The organism is Microbacterium sp. NPDC056234 (genome assembly GCF_042267585.1).
GTDB lineage: Bacteria > Actinomycetota > Actinomycetes > Actinomycetales > Microbacteriaceae > Microbacterium.
In genome coordinates this window covers 348,606-372,122 of record NZ_JBHJTE010000004.1, presented here as the reverse complement: position 1 = coordinate 372,122, position 23,517 = coordinate 348,606, and the positions used below count along the sequence as shown (strand labels likewise).

Annotated in this window: 26 protein-coding genes and 1 riboswitch; of the genes, 4 read left to right on the top strand and 22 right to left on the bottom strand. The window is 68.5% G+C overall.

Translation table 11 applies throughout. The features are described 5' to 3' along the window. Positions 1-159 precede the first annotated feature (159 nt). From ACFCYE_RS13710 to ACFCYE_RS13650, 13 genes are all read right to left on the bottom strand, one after another. Entirely contained in the window at positions 160-1,125 is a 966-nt protein-coding gene (locus ACFCYE_RS13710) for an NAD-dependent epimerase/dehydratase family protein (protein ID WP_376179550.1), read from the bottom strand. Positions 1,126-1,171: 46 nt separating this feature from the next. Beyond that, positions 1,172-3,319, bottom strand: coding sequence for a bifunctional hydroxymethylpyrimidine kinase/phosphomethylpyrimidine kinase (locus tag ACFCYE_RS13705; protein ID WP_376179548.1), 2,148 nt, complete (start codon positions 3,317-3,319; stop codon positions 1,172-1,174). Then, positions 3,316-4,164, bottom strand: coding sequence for a hydroxyethylthiazole kinase (gene thiM / locus ACFCYE_RS13700; protein ID WP_376179546.1), 849 nt, complete (start codon positions 4,162-4,164; stop codon positions 3,316-3,318). Before thiM ends, ACFCYE_RS13705 begins: the two co-directional genes overlap by 4 nt. Next, positions 4,155-4,248: riboswitch (TPP riboswitch) on the bottom strand. Its footprint overlaps the gene before it by 10 nt. Positions 4,249-4,272: 24 nt before the next feature. After that, positions 4,273-4,710: a cupin domain-containing protein gene (locus ACFCYE_RS13695; RefSeq protein WP_376179544.1), complete on the bottom strand. Its 438-nt coding sequence runs from the start codon at positions 4,708-4,710 to the stop codon at positions 4,273-4,275. Next, on the bottom strand, positions 4,707-5,303 hold the full coding sequence (locus ACFCYE_RS13690; protein WP_376179542.1) for a pyridoxal 5'-phosphate synthase: 597 nt from the start codon (positions 5,301-5,303) through the stop codon (positions 4,707-4,709). Before ACFCYE_RS13690 ends, ACFCYE_RS13695 begins: the two co-directional genes overlap by 4 nt. A gap of 25 nt (positions 5,304-5,328) precedes the next feature. Next, entirely contained in the window at positions 5,329-6,501 is a 1,173-nt protein-coding gene (locus ACFCYE_RS13685) for a glycoside hydrolase family 3 N-terminal domain-containing protein (RefSeq protein ID WP_376179541.1), read from the bottom strand. 71 nt (positions 6,502-6,572) lie between these two features. Beyond that, the gene (gene pheT, locus ACFCYE_RS13680) at positions 6,573-9,068 is read right to left on the bottom strand and encodes a phenylalanine--tRNA ligase subunit beta (protein WP_376179540.1); all 2,496 of its coding nucleotides are present in this window, start codon (positions 9,066-9,068) and stop codon (positions 6,573-6,575) included. Then, entirely contained in the window at positions 9,068-10,108 is a 1,041-nt protein-coding gene (gene pheS / locus ACFCYE_RS13675; RefSeq protein ID WP_376179538.1) for a phenylalanine--tRNA ligase subunit alpha, read from the bottom strand. The genes pheT and pheS overlap by 1 nt, the downstream gene beginning before the upstream one ends. Positions 10,109-10,149: 41 nt before the next feature. Next, on the bottom strand, positions 10,150-11,073 hold the full coding sequence (locus tag ACFCYE_RS13670; RefSeq protein WP_376179536.1) for an amino acid ABC transporter permease: 924 nt from the start codon (positions 11,071-11,073) through the stop codon (positions 10,150-10,152). Then, complete coding sequence (locus ACFCYE_RS13665; RefSeq protein ID WP_376179534.1) at positions 11,070-11,726, bottom strand: amino acid ABC transporter permease; 657 nt, start codon at positions 11,724-11,726, stop codon at positions 11,070-11,072. Before ACFCYE_RS13665 ends, ACFCYE_RS13670 begins: the two co-directional genes overlap by 4 nt. A gap of 67 nt (positions 11,727-11,793) precedes the next feature. Beyond that, positions 11,794-12,705, bottom strand: coding sequence for a glutamate ABC transporter substrate-binding protein (locus ACFCYE_RS13660; protein ID WP_376179533.1), 912 nt, complete (start codon positions 12,703-12,705; stop codon positions 11,794-11,796). Positions 12,706-12,749: 44 nt separating this feature from the next. Then, positions 12,750-13,499: an amino acid ABC transporter ATP-binding protein gene (locus ACFCYE_RS13655; protein WP_376179532.1), complete on the bottom strand. Its 750-nt coding sequence runs from the start codon at positions 13,497-13,499 to the stop codon at positions 12,750-12,752. Between the two features lie 82 nt (positions 13,500-13,581). Next, entirely contained in the window at positions 13,582-14,394 is an 813-nt protein-coding gene (locus tag ACFCYE_RS13650; RefSeq protein WP_376179530.1) for a TrmH family RNA methyltransferase, read from the bottom strand. 94 nt (positions 14,395-14,488) lie between these two features. On the opposite strand from ACFCYE_RS13650, the gene ACFCYE_RS13645 reads away from it, so the two are divergent. Beyond that, positions 14,489-14,911: a DUF2809 domain-containing protein gene (locus ACFCYE_RS13645; protein WP_376179529.1), complete on the top strand. Its 423-nt coding sequence runs from the start codon at positions 14,489-14,491 to the stop codon at positions 14,909-14,911. 53 nt (positions 14,912-14,964) lie between these two features. Here ACFCYE_RS13645 and rplT read toward each other — a convergent pair whose 3' ends face one another. The 3 genes from rplT to infC all read right to left on the bottom strand — a co-directional run bounded on the left by rplT (position 14,965) and on the right by infC (position 16,326). Beyond that, the gene (gene rplT, locus ACFCYE_RS13640; RefSeq protein ID WP_376179528.1) at positions 14,965-15,351 is read right to left on the bottom strand and encodes a 50S ribosomal protein L20; all 387 of its coding nucleotides are present in this window, start codon (positions 15,349-15,351) and stop codon (positions 14,965-14,967) included. A 33-nt stretch (positions 15,352-15,384) separates the two neighbouring features. Further along, positions 15,385-15,579, bottom strand: a complete 195-nt coding sequence (gene rpmI / locus ACFCYE_RS13635; RefSeq protein ID WP_017828564.1) for a 50S ribosomal protein L35 — start codon at positions 15,577-15,579, stop codon at positions 15,385-15,387. Between the two features lie 75 nt (positions 15,580-15,654). Continuing rightward, the gene (gene infC, locus ACFCYE_RS13630) at positions 15,655-16,326 is read right to left on the bottom strand and encodes a translation initiation factor IF-3 (protein ID WP_376179526.1); all 672 of its coding nucleotides are present in this window, start codon (positions 16,324-16,326) and stop codon (positions 15,655-15,657) included. 205 nt (positions 16,327-16,531) lie between these two features. On the opposite strand from infC, the gene ACFCYE_RS13625 reads away from it, so the two are divergent. Further along, on the top strand, positions 16,532-16,918 hold the full coding sequence (locus ACFCYE_RS13625; protein ID WP_376179525.1) for a DUF1844 domain-containing protein: 387 nt from the start codon (positions 16,532-16,534) through the stop codon (positions 16,916-16,918). A 51-nt stretch (positions 16,919-16,969) separates the two neighbouring features. On the opposite strand, the gene ACFCYE_RS13620 is transcribed toward ACFCYE_RS13625, so the two are convergent. Continuing rightward, positions 16,970-17,782, bottom strand: a complete 813-nt coding sequence (locus tag ACFCYE_RS13620) for an SseB family protein (protein WP_376179524.1) — start codon at positions 17,780-17,782, stop codon at positions 16,970-16,972. Beyond that, the gene (gene priA / locus ACFCYE_RS13615; RefSeq protein WP_376179522.1) at positions 17,766-18,512 is read right to left on the bottom strand and encodes a bifunctional 1-(5-phosphoribosyl)-5-((5-phosphoribosylamino)methylideneamino)imidazole-4-carboxamide isomerase/phosphoribosylanthranilate isomerase PriA; all 747 of its coding nucleotides are present in this window, start codon (positions 18,510-18,512) and stop codon (positions 17,766-17,768) included. The genes ACFCYE_RS13620 and priA overlap by 17 nt, the downstream gene beginning before the upstream one ends. A gap of 98 nt (positions 18,513-18,610) precedes the next feature. Here priA and ACFCYE_RS13610 point away from each other — a divergent pair, with 98 nt between their 5' ends. After that, positions 18,611-19,747: an AAA family ATPase gene (locus ACFCYE_RS13610; RefSeq protein WP_376179521.1), complete on the top strand. Its 1,137-nt coding sequence runs from the start codon at positions 18,611-18,613 to the stop codon at positions 19,745-19,747. 29 nt (positions 19,748-19,776) lie between these two features. Here the strand turns inward: ACFCYE_RS13610 and hisH are convergent, their stop codons facing one another. The 4 genes from hisH to ACFCYE_RS13590 are packed head-to-tail and all read right to left on the bottom strand — an operon-like array spanning position 19,777 to position 22,498. After that, positions 19,777-20,409: an imidazole glycerol phosphate synthase subunit HisH gene (gene hisH, locus ACFCYE_RS13605; RefSeq protein WP_376179519.1), complete on the bottom strand. Its 633-nt coding sequence runs from the start codon at positions 20,407-20,409 to the stop codon at positions 19,777-19,779. After that, positions 20,406-21,005, bottom strand: a complete 600-nt coding sequence (gene hisB / locus ACFCYE_RS13600; RefSeq protein WP_376179517.1) for an imidazoleglycerol-phosphate dehydratase HisB — start codon at positions 21,003-21,005, stop codon at positions 20,406-20,408. The genes hisH and hisB overlap by 4 nt, the downstream gene beginning before the upstream one ends. Then, the gene (locus ACFCYE_RS13595) at positions 21,002-22,093 is read right to left on the bottom strand and encodes a histidinol-phosphate transaminase (protein WP_376179516.1); all 1,092 of its coding nucleotides are present in this window, start codon (positions 22,091-22,093) and stop codon (positions 21,002-21,004) included. The genes hisB and ACFCYE_RS13595 overlap by 4 nt, the downstream gene beginning before the upstream one ends. 45 nt (positions 22,094-22,138) lie before the next feature. Then, entirely contained in the window at positions 22,139-22,498 is a 360-nt protein-coding gene (locus tag ACFCYE_RS13590; RefSeq protein ID WP_376179514.1) for a LysM peptidoglycan-binding domain-containing protein, read from the bottom strand. 282 nt (positions 22,499-22,780) lie between these two features. Here ACFCYE_RS13590 and lexA point away from each other — a divergent pair, with 282 nt between their 5' ends. Further along, entirely contained in the window at positions 22,781-23,467 is a 687-nt protein-coding gene (gene lexA, locus ACFCYE_RS13585; RefSeq protein ID WP_376179512.1) for a transcriptional repressor LexA, read from the top strand. Positions 23,468-23,517: the final 50 nt, after the last annotated feature.

The following is a 23,517-nucleotide window of genomic DNA, read 5'->3' as shown; positions in this document are numbered from 1 at the left end:
GGCAGCAGCGCGAGGGTCGCCTAGAGTCGGCGTCCGCCGCGGCGTCGGCGCACCGGAGCGACGCTCGGAACGAGCGTCAGCGAAGCGGGTGCGACCGAAGGCATGCCGCGACGATAGCGCCCGCGGCGCCACCGGCGCAAATCCGGGCCGTCATCCGCGTCACGGCGAGCGCAGTGCGTCCAGCAGATCGACTTCCTCGGCGCGCATCAGGCCGGCGCGCCGGATGCGGTCGACGCCGCGCTCTCGCTCATCCGCGACGACCTTCGCGATCGTCGCGTCCAACGGTGTCAGGCTTCCTCCCGCGGCGAGGAACGCACGGTTGCTGCGGCGCATGAATCCCGTCATCTCGGCGGGCAGCCAGAGCGGCAGCGAGCGCTCCCCCATCCAGTACGAGACCTCGTGCTGCTCCAGCCAGTCGGCCTCCGCCTCGACGACGTCGCCGGTGTGCCCGGTGCGCGCGCGGACGAGCGCGAGCACGTCGCCGAGCGGATGCGGGTCACCGACGACGTTCACGACCCCACGACCGCGGTCCCGCACGACGAACGCAGCGACGTCGTCCACATCGATCACCTGCGCCCAACGGTCTGCGACCGGCGGGACCAGCACCGACCCGGCTCCGGCCCTGTCGAACGCGGCCGCCCAGTATCCGAATCGATCGCTCGGGTCGCCCTGGCCGATGATCAACCCTGGGCGCACGATGCGGACGCGCTCCCCGAGCGTTCGCACCGCGTTTTCGCCCGCCACCTTCTGGCCGGGGTATTCATCGTCGTCATCGTGTGCCGGGAGGTGCATCGGAGCCGACTCGTCGGCGCCGATGGTCGTCTCGTCGGAGTACACGGACACCGACGAGACGTACGTCCACCGGCGAGCATGCTCGCCGAGGGCCGCCACGGCGTCGTGAACGTGACGTCCGAGGGACGAGATGTCCACGATCTCGTCCCAGTCCCGGCGCAGCGGGTCGTATGCGGAGGCGTCGTTCCTGTCCCCCGGCACGAGCACGGTTCCGTCCGGCACCGGCCGGCCACCGCGTGCGAGGCAGGTGACGCGGGCCCCGGCATCCTGCCATCGCTGCGCGATGCGGCCGGACAGCCAGCCGGTTCCTCCGAGGATCAGCACTTCCGTCATGTGTCCATGTCAGCAGGTCCCACCCTCTGAGCGGAAGAGTCTCCGCTCAGAGCAGAGCAGGCTCCAGAGGAGCCGCGAAGAAGGCGAGCTCCAATGCGCTGGAGCGCTCGAACGCCCGGAACATCCTCGCCCTGGTCTCGTCGTCCGCCGCAGCGGCCGCCTGCGTGACGTACACGATCGCCTGGGCCGTCGCCTCTTCGAAAGCCGGGTCCGCGTAGGTCTCGAGCCAGGAGGCGTACGGATGCCGCGGGTCGCGCGCATATTCGCCGAACTCCCCCGCGTGCAGGCGCCTGCCCAGGTCGGTGTACAGCCAGTAGCACGGCAGGATCGCGGCGATCAGCTCGGCGTAGTCGCCGCCGAACGCGGTCGAGCGCAGATGATCCAAGTAGGCCGTCGTGGTCGGGGACGGCTCGGAACGGAATGTATCGGACGTCACGCCATGCTCCGGCGTCAGCCAGGAGGCATGCAGCTCGAGCTCTCCGACGATCGCCCCATGCGCGCCGTTGGCCCAGAACGCCTGCTCGGCGGACGTGGGAGCCCGCCGGGCCGCTTCGGCGAGAACCCGCGCGTATTCGCGGAGATACAGCGCGTCCTGGCCGAGGTAGAACACGAACGGCTCGCGCCCCAGCGTGCCGTCGGCCAGACCGCGGATGAACGCGAGCTCGTCGATGCCTTCGTGGATGCCGCGGATGCGGTCCCACCAATCGTCGGCGATCTCGGTGGCCGATGGACTGGTTTCGACGCCGCCCCTGGCCCAGAGCCCCGCGAAGTGGCTGATCGGGCCGTGCCCTCGACCGACACGCAGCGCGTCGCCGGCGCGGAGGGACTCTCGCAGCCAGGCACGGGAGGCCACGACCGCCTTCTCTGGAGCATCCCCGCGAGCGAGGCGCGTGGCGATCGCCGCCGACAGCGAGCATCCGGTGCCGTGCGTGTTCGCCGTCGCGATGCGCGTGCCGGCGAACTCGCGCCGCGTGTGCTGCGCGGCATCCACGAGGGCGTCCGGTGCGTCGTCTCCGGAGAGATGCCCGCCCTTGACCAGCACAGCGGCGCCGATCCGCGTCGACAACTCGTCCGCAGCGGCGAGCGCATCGATCCAGCCGACGATCGGACGTTCCGCCAGTACCGAGAGCTCCGCGAGGTTGGGGGTCACGATGTCCGCCCTCGTCAGCAGTGCGCGCAGGGCACCTTCGGCGTCGGCATCGAGCAGGCGATCACCGCTCGTGGCGACCATGACGGGGTCCACGACGACGATCGGCGGACGCTCGGTGTCGAGCCAATCGGTCACGGCACGGATCACCTCGGCGTTCGCCAGCATCCCGATCTTCACCGCGTCGATGACGATGTCGTCAGACAGTGCGTCGAGCTGATCCTGCAGGAACGCGGCCGGTGGTACGTGCACGGTCCGCACACCCCGAGTGTTCTGCGCGGTCAGCGCGGTGATGACCGCCATGCCGTATCCGCCGTTGGCGGCGATGGACTTCAGATCCGCCTGGATGCCCGCGCCGCCGGACGGGTCACTGCCCGCGATGCTGAGCACGCGGGGTGTCGATCGGGCGCGCCACCGCCTCAGGAACTCGGCGGCGGCCGCACGCGGGTCGTCGACGGCGCACAACGCGGACACGACAGCCACGCCGGCGGCCCCGGCGGCCCTGAGGTCGGCGGCGTCCTCGAGGCCGACGCCGCCGATCGCCACGCACGGCAGGGGGCTGGCCGCGGCGAACATGCGGAAGCCGTCGATACCGAGCGCCGGCGGATGATCCGGCTTCGTGCTGGTCGGTCGGATGACACCGACGCCCAGATAGTCCACCGTTCCGGCGGGGAGGGCGAGCACGGCGTCGAGATGGGCCGGGCTGTTCGCGGTCAGGCCGATCAGCGCATCGGGGCCGAGCAGCGCGCGGGCGCGGAGCACTGACTCGTCGCCCTGTCCGAGGTGCACGCCGTCCACACGCGCGCCCTGCGCCCGCGCGGCGAGAGCCGCGTCGAGACGGTCGTTGACGACGAGCAGTGCGCGCCCGTCGATCACGCGCGACAGTTCGAGGAGCTGAGCGGTGATCTCGGCATCCGTCGCCGCCTTGTCGCGGAGTTGGACGATGCGCACACCGCCGTCCACGGCCTGCGCGACCGTCTCGACGACGCCCCGAGCGCCGCACAACGCCGCGTCAGTGACGAGGTAGAGCGAGAGGTCCGCGATCATCGGGTCGCCTCCTCGATGCGCGCAGCGGCCGCGACGTCGCCGGGACGGACGGCCGCCAGAGCGTCGAGCAGCGCCACGGCGAAGCTGCCGGGGCCCGCGGAGGCGGACGCCGCGCGCTCCGCCGCGATCGTGTAGACGAGAGCAGCCGCGGCGATCGCCGTGAGCGCGTCCGTTCCTGTGGCGCGCGCGGTGCCGAGGAATGCGGCCATCACTGCGCCTAGCGCGCACCCGCCTCCGGTCACCCTGGTCAGCAGCGCATCGCCGTTCGCGATGCGGATCACGCGCCGGCCGTCGGTGATCAGATCCACCGGCCCGGAGACGGCGACGACGCTGCCATGGCGCTGCGCGAGTGCGAACGCCGCATCTGCTGCGGCATCCGTCGTATCGGTGGTGTCGACGCCGCGACCGCCGGCGCTGGCACCTGCCAGCGCCAGGATCTCGGAAGGGTTCCCGCGGATCGCGGTCGGTCGCAGCGCAAGGAGGTCGTGCGCGAGGGCGGTGCGCACCGGCAGCGCCCCGATCGCGACCGGGTCGAGCACCCACGGCGTCCCGGCCGCCGCGGCACCGGCCACCGCCTCACGGCTGGCAGCGCGTTGCTCGGGTCTCGGAGTGCCGAGGTTGATGAGCACGCCCGATGCGATGGTCGCGAACATCTCGGACTCGCCCACGATGTCGACCATCGCGGGCGACGCACCGAGGGCGAGCAGGACGTTGGCGGTGAAGCCGGTGACCACCGCGTTCGTGATGCAGTGTGTCAGCGGGGGCGCTGCGCGCAGCTGCGCCAACAGGGTCGCGGCCTCGGAGGCGAGGTCGGTATCGGAAACTGGACGCAGAAGATCGCTCATCGCGACATCCCTTCGCTAGTACGAACTAGATCAGGTTCGACGGGTCTGTTCTCAGCCGCGGTCGCGGCACCCCGTGTCACTGCCTCGCAGTCTAGTGCGCGCGATCGATCACGCGTTCGCCCACGGCATCGGCCGGTCGGGCGCGCGCGTGGCGTCATCGGGCAGATGCGGCAGCTGCTCGCCGCCGGCGCGGATGCACAGCCAGCGCAGCTCGCTGTCGCTGTCCGGCCGCGCACGCCATGTCCGCCACACGCCCTGCCCGACGCGGATGACCGTGCCGGCCTCGACCTCGACGACGTCGTCGTCCAGGCCCATCTGCCCGCGACCGGAGAGGAACACGTACAGCTCCTCGACGCGGGAATGGGTGTGCCAGTACCCGGCCTCCTCGCCTGGTTGCAGCGCGTTCGCGGTCATGCCGACGTACTGCATCGTCAGTTCGTGGTCGACGACGCGGCGTCCGTCACGGGAGCGCGAAGGAGCGAACCCGCCGAAATGCTCGCGCCATGCGTCCGGCGCCCCGATGCTGATCACTTCGTAGTCGCTCATGCGTTGGTCTCTCCGCTCTGATGGGTATCCGTGTGTCCGGTGGCGATGCGGCGCGTCCAGCCTTCACCGGCGCGCTCGTAGACGAGCCGCAGGTGCCGTCGATCGACAGACCCCTGCCAGAACTCGACGCGATCAGGGACCAGGCGCCACAGCAGCCAGTCCCCCGGCCGGATGCCGTCGCGCGCCGCGGGCGAGCGCGCGACGAGATCGGCGGCGCTCTCGTCGGCATCCGCTGGGATGACAGAGCCGCGCACGCGGACGGCGCGCGTCACCGGCTGCCACCAGAAGTTCAATGCCGCCACCGGTCGTTCGAACAGCTGCTCGCTCTTGCGCGACACCCGATGCCCGGCGAAGGCCCAGCCGCGACGGTCGACGTCCTTGAGGATCAGCGTCCGCGCATCGGCGAAGCCGTCCCGATCGACGGTCGCGAGCGTCATGGCATGCGGCTCGGCGACACCTGCCTCGGACGCGGCCGAGATCCACTCGAGGAAGAGCTGTTCGGGTGTATCCGGTGCATCGGAGGGGTCGAACGCGGGCGGTATGCCCGTGAGCGACGGGAGCGATCGCAGCCAGTCCGTCGCAGAACGCGTCATGCGACCATCCTGGCCCAGGCGCCTCTCAACCACGCGCCGACTCGGCGAGCACCGCCACGCGCGTCGCCGCCTCGGCAAGGCGATCGGCGAACGCCCGATCGGACTCGGCTCGTGCGGCCAGTGCATCGATGCTCCGCCCCGCGGTCTCCGGCGTCGAACCTGCGATCGTCAGCACCATGTCGGCGCCGGCATCGACCGCCATGATCGCGTTCGCCACCGGGTCGGCGTACGCCGGATCCCCTGAGGAGAGCAGCATCCCGAGATCGTCCGTGACGGCGACACCTTCGAATCCGAGTTCGTCGCGAAGGAGGGCGTACCACTGCGGTGACAGCGTCGCCGGCAGCTGCGACACGGCGCTGAATCTCAGGTGCCCCATCATCACGAGCTCGGCGCCCGCATCGATGCCCGCTCGGAAGGGCAGCGCGTCGACGGATCGCCATTCGTCCAGGCTCATATCCGTACTCGGGATGGAATGGTGCGAGTCGCCTTCCGCCGCACCGTGCCCGGGGAAGTGCTTGAGCGTCGTGGCGACATGACCGGTCTCTCCCACGACGATCGCCGCGACCCGATCGGCGACGGCCTGGGCGTCCGTGCCATATGACCGGCTGTGGATGAACGAGCCGACCGATCGCGGGACATCCGCCACGACGCCGAAGTTGATGTCGATCCCCGCGTCGTCGAGTAACTGGCCCCGCGCCGCGAATGCGGTCTGCGCCGCAGACGGCGCCTCGTTCTGAAGCGTCCTGGCGGACGGAAGGTCGTCCCACGGCACTCGGGCGACGATGCCGCCTTCCTGGTCGGTCGCGATCAGAGCATCACCGGATGCCGCGTGCACCGCGTCCGTCATCGCGCGCAGCTGCTCCGGTGCACCGGGGATGTTGTTCCCCATCAGAATCAGACCGCGCGGACCGTCCGCGACGTAGGCAGCGAGAGCGGCGGGATCCGTCCCTTCCGCGTAGCCCATGACCACGAGCGCCGCCCGCTCCCGCACGGGCATCTCGGCGACGCGTTCGGCTGCCCGTTCGAATGCGGTCCTCGGCGTCGCCGACGGAGAGGGCGACGGCGTCGCCGACGGCGTGGAGAGCGCGCTCTTCGGTGTCGGCTGCGCGACCGGTGCGCAGGCCGCGAGTCCGACGCCCAGCACGGCGACGAGAGCGGCGGCCTTCAGACGCTGCCGTGTCCTCCGCGAACTCGTCATGTCACCATCCTGCCTTGGGTTCGGCCAGGCGGACGACCGGATTCAGGCGAACGGTCCGTTCGGCGTGATACTCACTCGCGCAGCGTCGCTCCGAAGCGCTCTGCGGCGACGGCGACACCGGCGAGCTTCGCCTCGGTCGCCTCCGCCGCGGTCAGCGTCCGGTCCGGCGCGCGGAAGCGGAGCGCGAAGGTGAGGCTCTTCGCGCCGTCCGGGAGGCCTTCGCCCCGGTAGTCGTCAACGAGCCGCAGCGATTCAAGGAGCGCTCCCGCACCCTCGACGAGCGCCTCGCGCAGGTCGCCCGCGGCCAACGCCGCCGGCACGACCAACGACACGTCCTGCGTCGCCGCTGGGAAGGTCGACAGGCTCTCCGCGACGACGCCGATACCGGCGAGTTCCAGGATGCCGTCGAGATCCAGCTCGAGCACGACAGCACGACCGGGGAGGTCCGCATCGGATGAGACCTGGGGGTGCAGTTCGCCGACATGCCCCACCTCGGCAGCGCGCACGCTCAGCACGCCGGTGCGGCCCGGGTGCAGCGCTGCGCGCTGTCCCTGGACGACGTCGATCTCGACACCGGCGGCCGCGGCGATCACCTGGACGGCGTCCAACGCCTCGCTGAGGCCGTACGCCTCAGCGGCACGACCGGGCTGGCGAGGCGTCACGTTGCCGGCGAACAGCGCGGCGATGTGACGGCGCTGCGGTGGGATCGAGGCGTTCAGCTCGGCGAGCGTCTCGTCCGACGGACGCGCGCCCAGCGGCGGCACCTCATCGGTGCCGTAGCGAATGCCCGCCTCGGGGAGGAACACGATGCCCGCCTCGAAGATCGCGACGTCGGTCAGGCCGCGCGCGATGTTGCGGTGCGCGATCTGCAGGAGACCGGGGATCAGCGACCGGCGCAGGAACGGCGCCTGGCCATCGAGAGGGTTGGCCAAGCGGATGCTGGGCAGGTGCTCGCCCGTCGCCGACCCGTGCAGGTCGTTGTGCGCCTCGGTCGTGAACGGGAAAGCCGGAGTCTCGACGAGGCCGGCGGCCGCGAGCGCGTTGGCGACGCGCCGACGTCCCTGCTGCATCGCGGTGAGGCCTCTGCCCGATGGCGGCGTGGGCAGCACGGACGGGATCCGGTCGAGCCCGTGGATGCGGGCGACCTCCTCGGCGAGCGTCCACTTGTCGGTGAGATCGGGTCGCCAGCTCGGCGGGATGACGAACCAGCCGTCCGAGTTCTCCGTGACCTCGGCGCCGATCAGTTCGAGAGCGTCGACGATCTCGGCATCCTCGTAGTCGACACCGATCAGACCGGGGACGAACTCGGCCGGGAGCTCGATGCCGGCGATCTCCACCTCGGAGTAGAGCGCTCCACCGACCTCGTCCAGCGTCCCGCCGGCGAGCTCGACCATGAGGTCGGCGACGCGGCGCGCCGCGACGAACGGGATCAGCGGGTCCACGCCGCGCTCGAAGCGCTTGGACGCCTCACTGGGCAGCTTGTGCCGGCGAGCCGTGCGGGCGATCGACACCGGATCGAAGTTCGCGGCCTCGATGAGCACGTTGCGCGTCTCGTCCGTCATCTCTGTCGTGCCACCGCCCATGACGCCGGCGAGTCCGATCGGGCCCGAGTCGTCGGTGATCAGCAGATCCTCGACGTGCAGAGCGCGCTCCTGGCCGTCCAGCGTCGTCATCTTCTCGCCCTGCTCGGCTCGGCGGACCGTGATGCCGCCGGCCAGCTTGTCCAGGTCGTAGCCGTGGATCGGGTTGCCGAGCTCGAGCATGACGTAGTTGGTGATGTCGATGAGCACGCCCAGCGAGCGGATGCCGGCGAGCGACAGTCGCGACACCATCCACGGCGGGGTCGGCCGCGAGGGGTCGACACCTCGGACGACGCGCACGACGAACTCCTGCACGGCGGGCGCTTCGCGCAGCGGCTCCGCGGTGACGGCGAGGGGGAAGCCGGTGCCGGGTGCGACTTCGTCCCACTCGTGCTCTGCGGGGTCGCGGAAATCCGCACCTGTGGCGTGCGCGTATTCGCGCGCGACGCCGCGGAGGGAGAACGCGTAACCGCGGTCGGGGGTGACGTTGATCTCGACGGCGACGTCATCCAGGCCGAGCAGCGCGAGCGCGTCGATGCCGACCTCCGGGTCCAGGCCCAGCGAGGACAGGATCAGGATGCCGTTGTGCTCGTCGCCCAGCCCGAGTTCCCGCGCCGAGGCGATCATGCCGTCCGACACGTGACCGTACGTCTTGCGGGCGGCGATCGGGAACGGGCCCGGCAGCACGGCGCCGGGCAGGGTCACGACGACCTTGTCCCCGACGGCGAAGTTGCTCGCACCGCACACGATGCCGCGCGGCTCGGCTTCGCCGACGTCGACCTGGCACCACCGGATCGTCTTGCCGTTGGACTGCGGCTCCTCCTCGAACGAGAGCACCTGACCGACGACGACGGGGCCGGAGATCTCGAAACGATGCAGCTCCTCCTCTTCGAAGCCGACGGCCACGAGCGACGCGAAGACGTCCTCCGGTGTGGCGTCCGCCGCCACATCCACGTACTCACGCAACCACGAAAGCGGGACGCGCATCACACCACCATCCCGAACTGCTCGCTGAAGCGGACATCGCCCTCGGCCATGTCGCGCATGTCCTTCACGTCGCTGCGGAACATCAGGCCCCGCTCGATCCCCATGCCGAACGCGAAACCGCTGTACTCCTCCGGGTCGATGCCCGCAGCGCGCAGCACGTTCGGGTTCACCATCCCGCAGCCGCCCCACTCGATCCAGCGCGCGCCGCCCTTGAAGGTCGGGTGCCACAGGTCGAGCTCGGCGGAGGGCTCAGTGAACGGGAAGTAGTTGGTGCGGAAGCGCGTCTTGGCCTCCGGCCCGAACAGCAGCCGTGCGAAGTGGTCCAGCGTGCCCTTGAGATGAGCCATCGTGATGCCCTTGTCGATCACGAGGCCCTCGAACTGGGTGAACACCGGAAGGTGCGTCGCGTCGAACTCGTCGGTGCGGTACACGCGCCCAGGGCACAGCACGTAGATCGGCACCTCGCGGTCGAGCATCGAGCGCACCTGAACAGGGCTGGTGTGCGTGCGCATCACGAGATGGCGCGAGGCCGGGTCGACGTAGAACGTGTCCTGCTCCTGGCGAGCGGGGTGGTCGACGTCGAAGTTCAGAGCATCGAAGTTGAACCACTCGTGCTCGAGCTCGGGTCCCTCCGCGATCTCCCATCCCATCCCGACGAAGATGTCGCAGACCTCGTCCTGGAGCAGGGTGAGCGGATGCCGCGCGCCGACGCGCGTGCGGGAGGACACCGCCGTGATGTCGACCCTTTCCGCCTCCAGCCTCGCGGCGGTCTCCGCCTCGGCGAGCTCGGCCTCCTTGGCGGCGAGCGCCTGGGTGACCCGGCCGCGGCCTTGGCCGACGAGCTTGCCGAACGTCGCCTTGTGCTCAGGGGCGACCTGGCGCATCGAGGCGTTCAGCACCGCCAGCGGCGATCCCTCCCCCACATGCGCGGCGCGCACGGCTTTCAGCTCTGCGGTGCTGGCTGCGGCACCGATCGCATCGAGCGCTGCTGCGACGGCGGTCTCCACCGCCTCGGGCGTGATCTCGGGTACGTCTGACACGAGAGACGAGTCTACCGGCGCGCGGTGGACTCACCGTGCCGTCAGATGCCCGTACCGGTATTGGTCCCGTCGAACTTCCCCGTGCCCCGCTGCAGCGCGATCGCCTCGGTGAGAGTCGACTCGTCATCCGCCGCCGGGTTGTGAGCGGTGGCGATCGCCCGCAGTTTGGGCGAACGGCGCGTACGGATCTCGAGATACTTCGCGATGCCCGAAAGGATCAGACACATCACGATGTAGATGCCGCCGATGATGAACGCCGACTGCAGGATGGGGCGCCCCTGCTGCGAGCTGAGCAGCTTCGCGTAGTACAGCAGTTCGGGGTACGTGATGATGAACCCGAGCGCGGTGTCCTTCATCGTCACGACGAGCTGAGCGACGATGACCGGGAGCATGACGCGGACGGCCTGCGGCAGCAGGATGAGACGCATGACGCCGCTCTTGCGCAGGCCGATGGCATAGCCTGCCTCCTTCTGCCCTCGAGGCAGCGATTCGATCCCCGCTCGCAGCACCTCTGCGAGGACGGAGCCGTTGTAGGCCATGAGCGCGAGCACCACGGCCCAGTACGGGTCCATCTTGATCCCGATGGACGGAAGACCGAAGTACAGCAGCATCATGAGCACCAGCACCGGAATGGCGCGGAACAGCTCGGTGACCGCAGTGACCGGGATGCGAACCCAGGCATGATCGGACAGGCGGCCGATCGCGAGCACGAAACCGAGCACCAGGCTCAACACGGCGGCGAGCGCGAAGGCCGCCAACGTGTTCATCAGGTGGATGCCAATCTGCTCCCACACGCGAGTGAACGTGAACACGTACCACTTGCTGGCCTCGAACTGCCCGGAGACGTACAGGCGGTAGACGAGGAATCCGATGACGGCGAGGACCACGAGCACCGTGACGATGCTGAGAATGCGGTTGCGCGCGATCGCCCTCGGGCCGGGCACGTCGTAGAGAACGGAAGTCATCGTGCGATCCTCCATCGCCTCTCGAGGGAGTTCTGCACCCAGCTGAGCAGGAGCACCAGAACGACGAAGATGATGGCCACCCAGAGCAGCACTTCCATCGGGCTGCCGGGGCGGGTGTGCGAATCGTTGATCGCGGCGCGCACCGAGGCGAGCTCGGCGACGGAGAAGCCGGCCGCGACGGTCGTGTTCTTCAGCAGAGCGATGAACACGCTCATCATCGGCGGTACCACGGAGCGGAAGGCCTGGGGCAGCACGACGAGCGTCATGACCTGCCCGAACGGGAGACCGATCGCGCGCGCCGCCTCCGCCTGGCCGACGGGAACCGTGCTGATACCGGCGCGCAGGACCTCGGCGACGTAGGTGGCGGTGTAGATGCCGATCGCGAGGATGCCGAGGGTCAGATTGCTGAGAGTCGGCAATCCGAGCTGCGGATACCCGAACACGAAGAAGAAGAAGACCAGGGTCAGCGGCGTGTTGCGGACGAGGTTCACGTACACCGTCCCGACGCCGCGGGCGATCGGAATGGGCGAGACGCGCATCGCACCGACGATGATGCCGAGGATGAGCGCGATCACACCACCGGCGAAGAACACGATCAACGTGCTCAGGAGCGCCTGACTCCACAGGTCGAGGTTGCCGAAGATGACGTCCAATCCGCCCTGCCCTTCTCAAGTAGTGAGGAGGGGACGGCCCCGAATCGGCCGTCCCCTCCGCGATCAATCAGTCGACAGCGGGCTGTTCGACTTCGATGCCGCTCGAACCGAGGTTCTCGTCGAAGATGGCCTGCCAGATGTCGCCGCCATCGGTGAAGAGCGTGTTGATGTGCTCCTGCAGAGCGGTGTCGCCCTTCGGAACGCCGACGCCGTAGCGCTCTTCGGTGAACAGTCCGCCGACGACCTTGACGTCATCCGGGTACTGCGCCGCGTAGCCGATCAGGATCGCCTGGTCGGTGGTGACGGCATCCACCTTGCCGGAGATGAGGTCCTCGACGCACGCGGAGTACAGGTCGTACTCCTGCGTCTCGATCTCGGGGAAGTTCTCCTTGATGTTCTGGATCGGGGTCGAGCCCGTCGCCGAGCACACGGTCATGCCGTTGAAGTCGGAGACGTCCTCGACATCGGTGATCTCGCTGTCGGCGCCGACGAGGAAGCCCTGCCCCGTGATGAAGTACGGACCGGCGAACTCGATCTGCTCCTTGCGCTTGTCCGTGATCGAGTAGGTGCCGACGTAGTAGTCGATGTCGCCGTTCACGAGCGCCTGCTCGCGGTTCGCCGAAGCGATCGGCTGGAACTCGATCTGCTCCTCCTCGAATCCGAGAGACGCGGCGATCCAGCGCGCGATGTCGACATCGAAGCCGGTGCGCTCTCCTGTCGTGACGTCCAGGTAGCCGAGACCGGGCTGGTCCTCCTTGACACCGATGATCACGCCGTCGCGGGCGGTCATGTCGTCGAACGTCGGGCTGCCCTCGAGCGTGACATCCTCGGCGACCTCGAACCAGGTCGTCTCCTCGCCGGTGTCGCCGCCGTCGGTGTCGCCACCCGGGTCGGACGGTGTGCCGCTGTTGCAGGCGGTCAGCGCGAGCAGCGCGGCTGCCGCGACCCCGATCCCTGCCAGTGTCCGTGTGCGTCGCATATGCGTCTCCTTCGTGTGCTGTGTGTGCGGAGTGGTCGAGGAAGTCAGTGGGTGAGGAGCTTCGAGAGGAAGTCCTTGGCACGATCGCTCTTCGGATGCGTGAAGAACTCCTCCGGCGTGGCCTCTTCGACGATCTTCCCGTCCGCCATGAAGACGACGCGGTTCGCGGCCTTGCGGGCGAAGCCCATCTCGTGCGTCACGACGATCATGGTCATGCCGTCGCGCGCGAGCTCGACCATGACGTCGAGGACCTCGTTGATCATCTCCGGGTCCAGCGCGCTGGTCGGCTCGTCGAAGAGCATCACCTTCGGGTTCATGGCCAGCGCGCGGGCGATCGCGACGCGCTGCTGCTGACCGCCGGAGAGCTGGGCCGGGAGCTTGGATGCCTGCTGAGCGACGCCGACGCGATCGAGCAGCAGCATCGCCTCCTTCTCGGCATCCGCCTTCTTCAGGCCACGCACCTTGATCGGTCCGAGTGTGATGTTCTCGAGGATCGTCAGGTGGGCGAAGAGGTTGAAGGACTGGAAGACCATGCCCACGTCAGCGCGCAGATGCGCGAGCCCCTTGCCTTCGGCCGGGAGAGCCTTGCCGTCGATCGAGATCTCGCCGCTCGTGATGGTCTCGAGACGGTTGATCGTTCGGCACAGCGTCGACTTGCCCGAACCCGACGGTCCGATCACCACGACGACCTCACCCTTGTTGACGGTGAGGTTGATATCCGTCAGCGCCTGGAACTCGCCGTAGTGCTTCTGGACGTTGTCCACGACGACAAGGGGCGCACCAGTCTCGGTCATGCTCCCCACACTAGGAGTCGGCGGCCCCTCGGACCAGAGCGGACTCGCCCGAGTTACATAGTTGTAACCCGGACCGACGCGTTCAGCGGGCTGCGGCAGCCCGCTGAGTGAACGCGCTCTCGTACAGGCACACGCTCGCCGCAGTGGCGAGATTCAACGATTCGGCGCGTCCGAAGATCGGCAGTTTCAGCGCGCGATCGGCCAGCGCGAGCGACGCATCCTCGAGCCCATGGGCCTCGTTGCCGAACAGCCACGCAGTGGGACCGTCCAGCACCCCCTCGGCCCGAGCCGCCAGCAGATCGTCGCCTTTCACGTCCGCCGCCAACACCGTGATGCCGGCAGCGCGAGCGCGAGCCACGACATCGGCCAGGTCGCCACCGACCGAAACGGGAAGGTGGAACAGCGATCCCGTCGTCGCCCGCACGACCTTCGGGTTGTACGGGTCGACCGTGCGACCGGTGAGCACCACGGCATCCGCGCCGGCGGCATCCGCAGCCCGGATGATCGTCCCGAGGTTTCCCGGGTCTCTCACCTCTTCGCAGATCGCGATGAGCCGGGGCGAAGAAGCGAAGATCTCCTTGACGGCTGTCGGAGTCTGATGCACGACCGCGACAAGGCCCTGCGGGGTGACCGTGTCGGCCATCGCGTTGAGGACGTACTCTGTGACGTACTCCACCTCGACGCCGTGCTCGGCCGCCTTGGCTCGGATGTCCGGATGCTTCTCCCACCCGGTCGGAGTCGCGAACAACTCGACGATCGCCTCAGGGCGATACGACAGCGCTTCGCGCACCGACTGCGGGCCTTCGAGAAGGAACAGGCCCGTCTCGGTACGGGCACTGCGCTTGGTCAGCTTGGCGACCGCGCGAACGCGGGGGGACCGGGGATTCTCCAGCACGCTCTCAGTCTAGGGACACCGCCGCCGCTCCCGCGCGCATGAAGCGACGCTGTTCACTCGGCGTCCACGCAGATCCGCGAGTTAGTGTGCCCAGGTGCCCCCTGCCGACCAGCGCTCCCCCTCCCGCCGACGCGTCGTCGTCGGTTCGGCGGCGGCGCTCACCATCGCGGCAGGCCTGCTCGTGCACCGGTACGGATCGGGCGATTCCGGAGACATCGTCGGCGACGCTCTGTACGCGACGCTGGTGTACCTGGTGCTCGCGCTGCTCGCCCCCCGCAGTCCACGCCGCCTCATCGGCGCAATGGCACTCATCGTCTGCGCTGTGGTGGAGTTCCTGCAGCTCACCGGCATCCCGCGCGAGGCGGCGACGGTGTTCCCGCCCGCCGCCCTCGTACTCGGCGCCGGATTCGACCAGCGGGACCTCCTGGTCTACGCCGCCGCGGTCCTCATCACGATGGTGATCGACGTCGCGATCTCCCGTGCCGCCCGACCCCGCACGCTGTCGCCATCGCACTGAGACGACGAAACGGACGCCCTCCCGAAGGAGGACGCCCGTTCACGACGAGGTGCTTACGCAGCCGTCTTCGGCGCGTTCACGTCCGAAGGCAGAGCCTTCTTGGCCGTCTCGACGAGCGAGGCGAACGTGGCGGGCTCGTTCACCGCGAGCTCGGCGAGCATGCGGCGGTCGACCTGCACACCCGCGAGGCCGAGGCCCTGGATGAAGCGGTTGTACGTGATGCCGTTCTGGCGGGCCGCAGCGTTGATGCGCTGGATCCACAGACGGCGGAAATCACCCTTGCGCTTGCGACGGTCGCGGTACGCGTAGACCAGGGAGTGAGTGACCTGCTCCTTGGCCTTGCGGTAGAGGCGCGAACGCTGACCGCGGTAACCGGACGCGCGCTCGAGGATGACGCGACGCTTCTTGTGGGCGTTGACCGCCCTCTTGACTCTTGCCATTTTCCTGTATTCCTGTTCGTGCGTTCGGGCGCGTCAGCGACCGAGAAGCTTCTTCGCGACCTTGGTGTCCGCCTTCGACAGCACCTGGTCCTGGTTGAGGCGGCGGGTGCGACGGCTCGACTTGTGCTCGAGGTTGTGGCGCATACCGGCCTGCTGCTTCTTCAGCTTTCCGCTTCCGGTGATCTTGAAGCGCTTCTTAGCACCCGAGTGGGTCTTCTGCTTCGGCATCTTCTCTTCCTTCGTATGGCGCCTTCTCAGGCGACGGTGTTCACCCGCGCAATGCGGGAGTCTGTGGGGCGGGCGCTACTCCGCGATGACCTCGTCCGCGTCATCCGCGGTCTTGGCTTCGCGGGCGGCCTGCTTGTTCGCGGCGCGCTGCGCGTCGCGAACGGCGTTCTGCTCGGCCTTCGCCTCGGACTTGTTCTTCAGCGGAGCGACGACCATGACCATGTTTCGTCCGTCGATCGTCGGGTTCGACTCGACGGTTCCGAACTCGGCGACATCCTCTGCGAACTTGCGGAGCAGGCGCACACCCTGCTCAGGGCGCGACTGCTCGCGACCGCGGAACAGGATCATCGCCTTGACCTTGTCCCCGGCCTTCAGGAAGCCCTCGGCACGCTTGAGCTTCGTCGTGTAGTCGTGAGCCTCGATCTTCAGTCGGAAGCGGACTTCCTTGAGGATCGTGTTCGCCTGGTTGCGGCGAGCTTCCTTCGCCTTCTGGGCAGCCTCGTACTTGAACTTGCCGTAATCCATGATCTTGACCACGGGCGGCTTCGAGTTGGGGGCAACCTCGACGAGGTCGAGGTCGGCTTCCTGCGCGAGGCGCAGCGCCGCCTCGATGCGGACGACGCCGATCTGCTCACCCGCGGGACCGACGAGGCGGACCTCGGGGACGCGGATGCGCTCATTGGTGCGGGGATCGCTGATGCGGAACTCCTTAGACGATGGTTTCAGCCACCAGGATGCCGTCAGCATCCCGGGCGAAATCAGAGACGTCTCCCACCCACCGGCGTTCAGATGCCGGCTGGCACCCTGTCTACCGGCCGCTCTTGCGAACGGAGCCGGCGGAGTGCAAGACCCGGTAGCCTGGAACGGCAAGCGCGGGTGGGAAGTGAATCCTCTTTCGTACCGGAACAAAACGTTCCGGAGCCCGGCACAGTCTAACAGAAGGCAAGGCGAAGTGACGACTCAGGCAGCAGGCGACGACCACCGACACGACGAGTGGGCGAGGCAGGACGACGCCGCGTCCTCCGCATCCCGCGATATCGCCGATGTCCCGGCTGTCGAGGTGATCACCACGACTGCTGTTCACCTCATGAGCGCAGCGGCTGTGAAGCTCGGCCTCGCGGACGATCCGGACACCCAGCTCGACCTCGACGAGGCGCGCAAACTCATCAACGCCCTCGCCGGCCTCATCACCGCCGGGGCCCCGGAGATCAGCGACATGCACGCCCGCTCGCTGCGCGACGGACTGCGGTCCCTGCAGCTCGCGTTCCGCGAAGCATCATCGATCCCCGACCCGATCGGCAAGGGGCCTGGCGAGAAGTGGACGGGGCCGGTCAACTGATCTGAGCGCCGCGTGCGGCGCCGCCGCTCCGCCCGCTCCGGTTGCTCGGGATCAGGCCGAGCGGCGGAGCTTCACCGTCAGGGAGTCGGCGAGGACCGCGATGCGGTCGTCGCCGGCCCAGCGCTGCGCGAGGCGAGCGAGGACGGCATCCAGCACTTCGCGCTCCAGACCGTCCACAAGCTCGAGGATCACCACGAGCTCCGGACCGCGAAGGCGCGCGTCGGGGTCACCGGCGGCGACGGCGACATCGATGACAGCCAGCTCGTGGGCGACGCTCTCCTGCAGGGCGGAGAAGACCTCGGGCGAGAGGAAGCTCGGCTCCCAGGCGTGCCCCTGCGCGACCGCCCACACGGCAGGACGACGGAGGACGAACTCGGTGTCGCTGGTCGGGTCCAGCACGATCAGGTCCGTGTCCTCCGCCGATGCGGCCAGCGCGGCCCGCACAGCCTCGACCGGGATCGGACGGGCTGAGGCATCCCAGCGCTGCATCGCCTGCACCGACGAGAAGACCGGCTGCACGCGGCGACCGTCCGGCGCAGCGACCGTCACGATGGACAACTCCTGCGTCTTGTCGACCGCGAGTCCCGAAGGAGCGATCCCCTCCTCCCCCTTCTCGGCGATCAGGGGGATCAGCACGCGGGCGGAACGGAACGCATCGACGACGGCGACCTGGCCGGCCTCACCGGCGCGAAAGCGCAGCAGTGCGTCCAGCAGTGCGGGGTCGGCAGATCCGTCGTCCGCCGCGTGGGGGTTCGCCTGGAAGCTGCGCCCCTCCCACGGGACCCCGGCGGAATCGCCGTCTCCCAGCGGAGTCGGCGGATCAGCGGGCGTCCCGTGATCGCAGGAATCAGTCCCCTGCGACATCCAGTGCCTCTGCCAGCGTGAACGCGCCGGCGTAGAGCGCCTTGCCGACGATCGCGCCCTCGACGCCGAGCGGCACGAGCTCGCGCAGAGCGGCGATATCGTCGAGATTGGCGATGCCACCGGAGGCGACGACGGGCTTCGGTGTGCGCGAGGTGACCTCGCGCAGCAGTTCGAGGTTCGGTCCGCGCAGCGTGCCGTCCTTCGTCACATCGGTGACGACGTAACGGCTGCAACCGGCTTCCTCGAGTCGGTCGAGGACCTCCCAGAGGTCGCCGCCCTCCTTGGTCCATCCGCGTGCGGCGAGCGTCGTGCCCCGCACGTCCAGGCCGACGGCGACGGCCTCGCCGTAACGGCTGATGACGTCGGCCGCCCACTCCGGGTTCTCCAGTGCGGCGGTGCCGAGGTTGATGCGCGAAGCACCTGTCTCGAGCGCTGCTTCGAGACTCGCGTCATCGCGGATGCCGCCGGAGAGCTCGACGTTCACACTGCGGAACTGCTTGATGACCTTGCGGAGGATCCCGGCGTTCGAGCCACGCCCGAAAGCGGCGTCGAGATCGACGAGGTGGATCCACTGGGCACCCTGATCCACCCACTCGCCCGCGGCATCCAGCGGGTCGCCGTAGCTGGTCTCGCTGCCCGCCTCGCCCTGGGTGAGACGCACCGCCTTGCCGCCGGCGACGTCGACGGCCGGGAGAAGGGTCAGGCTGGGGGTTGACGCGAAGTCGTTCATGTCGTCCTCGGGTGGATGGATGCGCACCGTTCGCGGGCACGAGAACCGAGGGTACTCGGCGTTCGGTTGAAGCCCAAATGCCGGTAGGCTCAACGACGATGACCGGAGCTCCGAACGACCCCCAGCCCGCAAGCGCCGCGCCTGCGAACGGCATCGATCAGTCGATGCCGTTGATTCAGTCGGTTCCGACGAACCCGGCGCCGCCACTGCTGCCGGTCGAGCCCGACGTCGTGCCGCAGTATCACCGCAGTTCGAGCGCCCCGCAGGCGAACGCCTCTGAGCCCACGGCACAGGACCCGCGCACTCGGCGCGAGATGCGTGAACGGCAGTCGTTCCTGCAGAGCGAACGCCCCGAGGAGCCAGCACGCGAGGGTGCCCGTGGTGCGCTGAACCGGCTCGGCTTCAAGGTGCCGCCGAGCGCAGCCGAGCAGTCCGTCCGCGACGACGAAGTGGCCGTGAGTCAGCATTGGCCAGGCCCGCGGACGATCGCTGTCGTGAACGGCAAGGGCGGCGCGGGAAAGACGCCGACGACGATCCTGCTGGCCGCGGTGTTCGCCCGCTTCGGCGGCGCCGGCGTTCTCGCGTGGGACAACAACCAGACGCGGGGCACCCTCGGGTGGCGCACGGAAGCCGGTCCCCACGACCGCACGCTGCTGGAGATGCTTCCCGAAGCCGAGCGCCTGCTCGGAACCGGCGCTCAGTCCGCGGACCTCGCGCATTTCGTGCACCATCAGCCGCGTGAGAAGTACGACGTGCTGCGGTCGAAGCCGATCCGTCTCGCTCACGAGAATCGACTGAACCCGGAGGACGTCGACGCGATCCATGCCGTCGCGGCCAAGTTCTACCGGCTGATCATCATCGACTCAGGAAACGACGAGTCCGACCCGATGTGGTTGCGCATGATCGACCATGCCGATCAGATCGTCGTGGCCACCACGACTCGCGATGACCACGCCGAGGCCGGCGCGCTCCTCCTGGAGGCGCTCGAAGACCGCGATGAGCGCTCCGCACGACTCGCACGACGGTCGGTCGTCGTCGTGTCGCAGGCGGATCCCAAAGCGACCCCCGCCGATGTCGATCACGTCGTCGAGGGGTACCGCTCACTCGCCCGCGACGTCGTCTCGATTCCATTCGATCACGAGATCGTGGACGGTCACCTGCGGTACGGAGGGCTCGCGAAGCGCACGCAGAGGGCGTGGCTCACGGCCGCCGCATCCGTCGCCCGCGGGTTCTGACGCAGACGAAGCCGACCGTCGGAGTCGGGTCAGAGCGTGCCGACCCAGTTGCGCAGCAGCTGGATACCTGCCTCACCCGACTTCTCGGGGTGGAACTGCGTCGCTGACAGCGGCCCGTTCTCGACGGCAGCGAGGAACGGCGAACCGTACGTCGTCCAGGTCAACGCGGGCTCCGGGAACGGCGGCATGACGTCGAGCTCCCAGTGCTGGGCGGCGAACGAGTGCACGAAGTAGAAGCGCTCGTCTTCGATGCCCCGGAAGAGGACGCTGCCCTCGTCCGGCGTCACGGTGTTCCAGCCCATGTGCGGCAGGACGGGGGCGTCGAGTTCTGTGACCGCGCCCGGCCACTCCCCCAGCCCTTCCGTGTCGTTGCCGCGCTCCACACCGTGCTCGAACAGCACCTGCATGCCGACGCAGATACCGAGCACGGCACGTCCGCCGGCAAGGCGGCGCTCGATGATCTCGTCGCCGCCATGCGCCGCCAGGGCCTGGCGCACCGCGGAGAAGGCTCCGACACCCGGCACGACGAGACCGTCCGCGTCCAGCGCTTCCGACCGGTCGCCGGTGAGCACCGCATCTGCGCCGGCTGCGATGAGTGCCTTGACGGCGGAATGGACGTTGCCGGACTCGTAGTCGAAGACCGCGACGCGACGGCGGCTCACAGCGCGCCCTTGGTGGACGGGATGCCGGTCACGAGAGGGTCGAGGGCCTTCGCCTGCCGGAACGCACGGGCGAACGCCTTGAACTCGGCCTCGGCGATGTGGTGCGGGTCGCGGCCGCCCAGCACTCGCACGTGGACCGTGAGGCCGGCATTGAACGTGATCGCTTCGAAAGCGTGGCGCACGAGCGATCCCGTGAAGTGGCCGCCGATGAGATGGTGCTCGAAGCCGGCCGGTTCACCGGTGTGCACGAGATAGGGGCGGCCGCTGATGTCGACCACTGCCTGGGCGAGGGCTTCGTCCAGCGGAACCAGTGCGTCGCCGTAGCGCGAGATGCCCGACTTGTCGCCGAGCGCTTCGCGGATCGTCTGACCGAGCACGATCGAGACGTCCTCCACCGTGTGGTGCGCGTCGATGTTCGTGTCCCCGGAGGCCCGAACGGTGAGGTCGGTGAGCGAGTGCTTCGCGAACGCCGTCAGCATGTGGTCGAAGAACGGCACCGATGTGTCGATGTGGCTGTTACCGGAGCCGTCCAGGTTCACCTCGAGCTCGACGGATGACTCGGACGTGCTTCGGGTGCGGCTGGCGGTGCGGCTCATGAGGCCGATTCTATCGACGCCAGAGCATCCAGGAACGCCGTGGTCTCCGCCTCGGTACCGGCCGTGACCCGCAGGTGTCCTGGAATGCCCACATCGCGCACAAGGATCCCCTTGTTGTAGAGCGACTCCCAGGTGGCCTTCGGGTCCGCCACGCCTCCGAACAGCACGAAGTTCGACCACGAGGCGTGCGGTGCGTATCCCAGGGCTTCGAGGGTCGCCGTGATCCGGTCGCGCTGCTCGACGATCTCGTCGACCATCGCCAGCATGGTGTCGGCGTTGCGCAGGGCCGCGACAGCTGCCGCCTGCGTGAGAGCGCTCAGGTGGTACGGCAGCCGCACCAGACGCAGAGCGTCGATGAATGCGGGATCCGCAGCGAGGTAGCCCACCCGGGCACCCGCGAAGGCGAACGCCTTGCTCATCGTGCGCGAGATGGCGAGACGCGGGCGGCCGTCGAGCAGAGTCAGTGCGGACGGCGCGTCGCGCGGCGCGAACTCCTGGTACGCCTCATCGACCACGACGATGCCTCGCGACGCTTCGTAGACGGCTTCGACGACGTCCAGACCGAGCGGTGTGCCGGTGGGGTTGTTCGGCGAGCACAGCAGGATGATGTCGGGGTCGACGGCGAGCACCTGCTCGACCGCCTCTTCCGCGGTGAGCGTGTAGTCCGGCTGACGGGTCCCGGCGACCCAGGTGGATCCGGTGCCCTGAGTGATGAGCGGATACATCGAATAGGTCGGTGCGAATCCGAATGCGGTGCGCCCCGGCCCGCCGAATGCCTGTGCGATGTGCTGGAGCACCTCATTCGATCCGTTGCCCGCCCAGATCTGGTCCGCAGACAGTTCGTGCCCCAGGTAGTGGGCGAATCCCTCGCGCAATGCGGTGAACTCGCGGTCGGGATAGCGATTCACATCGCGCAGAGCGACCGCGATGTCGTCGAGGATGTCACTGGCCACAGCATCCGGAACCGGATGAGTGTTCTCGTTGACGTTCAGAGCGACCGGGAGCGGCGCCTGTGGAGCGCCATACGGCGTCAAGCCGCGCAGGTCGTTGCGGAGAGGGAGATCTTCGAGGGAGGTCACCCGTCCCATGCTACCGAGGGCCTCCGCGGGGGCGACGCCGAATGACCGACCGTATCAACCGGCGTACGCCGCCGGGATCGCGAGCTCTTCGCCGATCATCAGCATGCCGCCGTCGAGCAGGTTCAGCTGCTGCAGCGCCTGGATGACCTCACGGGGATCCGCGTCGGGAGCGATGTCCTCGGCGATCGACCACAGCGTGTCACCCGGGACCACCGTCACCGTCTCGAACGACGTCGAGACCTCCTCGCCGCCGGCGTACGCCGACCCGCCGCTGAGAGCCGCGAAGGCCAGGCCGATCGCGAGCGGAAGCGCAGCGAGCGCCAGCAGCACGCGACGGCCCCTCGTCGTCAGACGCAGCCGAGTGGCTGCCGCGGACGGGCGAACGGACGGTGCGGTGACGGTGATGCTGCTCATGATCGCTGCTCCTCGTGCTTCCTCTCCCGATCGGGAGACTTTGGCGTAGCGTTCGCATTCACCACTCGGCCGGGAGTGGAGAATGCGAAGCTACGTACCGAATGTATATTCGATTTCGAATACCTGTCAAGCCTTTTTCGAAACCGGATCATCGAATACTCCGACACGCTCGAACAGATCTTCCCCGACTGCAGGATCTCGGATACGGTTTCGCTAACGACACCTCACCACGGGCCTCCGACATCGACGCTGGGGCACCGGACGGCGAACGAAGGAGCAGCCATGAGCGACGCAACAGCCACCGGCAGCGAGGCACCGCGCACTCGTCGACGCAAGAGCCTCAGCGCCAAGCAGATGGCGATCCTCGAGGTGATCCAGACCTCCATCGCGCGGCACGGGTACCCGCCGAGCATGCGCGAGATCGGCGACGCCGTCGGCTTGAAGTCGCTGTCCAGCGTCACGCACCAGCTCGGCCAGTTGGAGCTCAGCGGCTATCTGCGGCGCGATCCGGGCAAGACGCGCGCCATGGAGGTGCTCATCGATCTGCCGGGCTCCGGCACCGAGAACCCCGCTGACACTGCCCCTCCGGTCGGAGACGCCGCTCTCGTCCCGCTCGTCGGTCAGATCGCCGCCGGTGTCCCGATCACGGCCGAGCAGCAGGTCGAGGAGATCTTCCCGCTGCCGCGGCAGCTCGTCGGCAAGGGCGACCTGTTCATGCTCAAGGTCACCGGCGAATCGATGATCGACGCCGCCATCTGCGACGGCGACTGGGTCGTGGTGCGCACCCAGAACACGGCCGAGAACGGCGAGATCGTCGCCGCCATGCTCGACGACGAGGCCACGGTGAAGACGTTCCGTCGGCGCGACGGCCACACCTGGCTGCTCCCCCGCAACTCGGCGTTCGAGCCGATCCCCGGCGATGACGCCACAGTGCTCGGCAAGGTCGTGGCGGTGCTGCGCGCGGTGTGATCCCGCGGACGAGAACGGCCGCTCCCGATCGGGAGCGGCCGTTCTGCTGT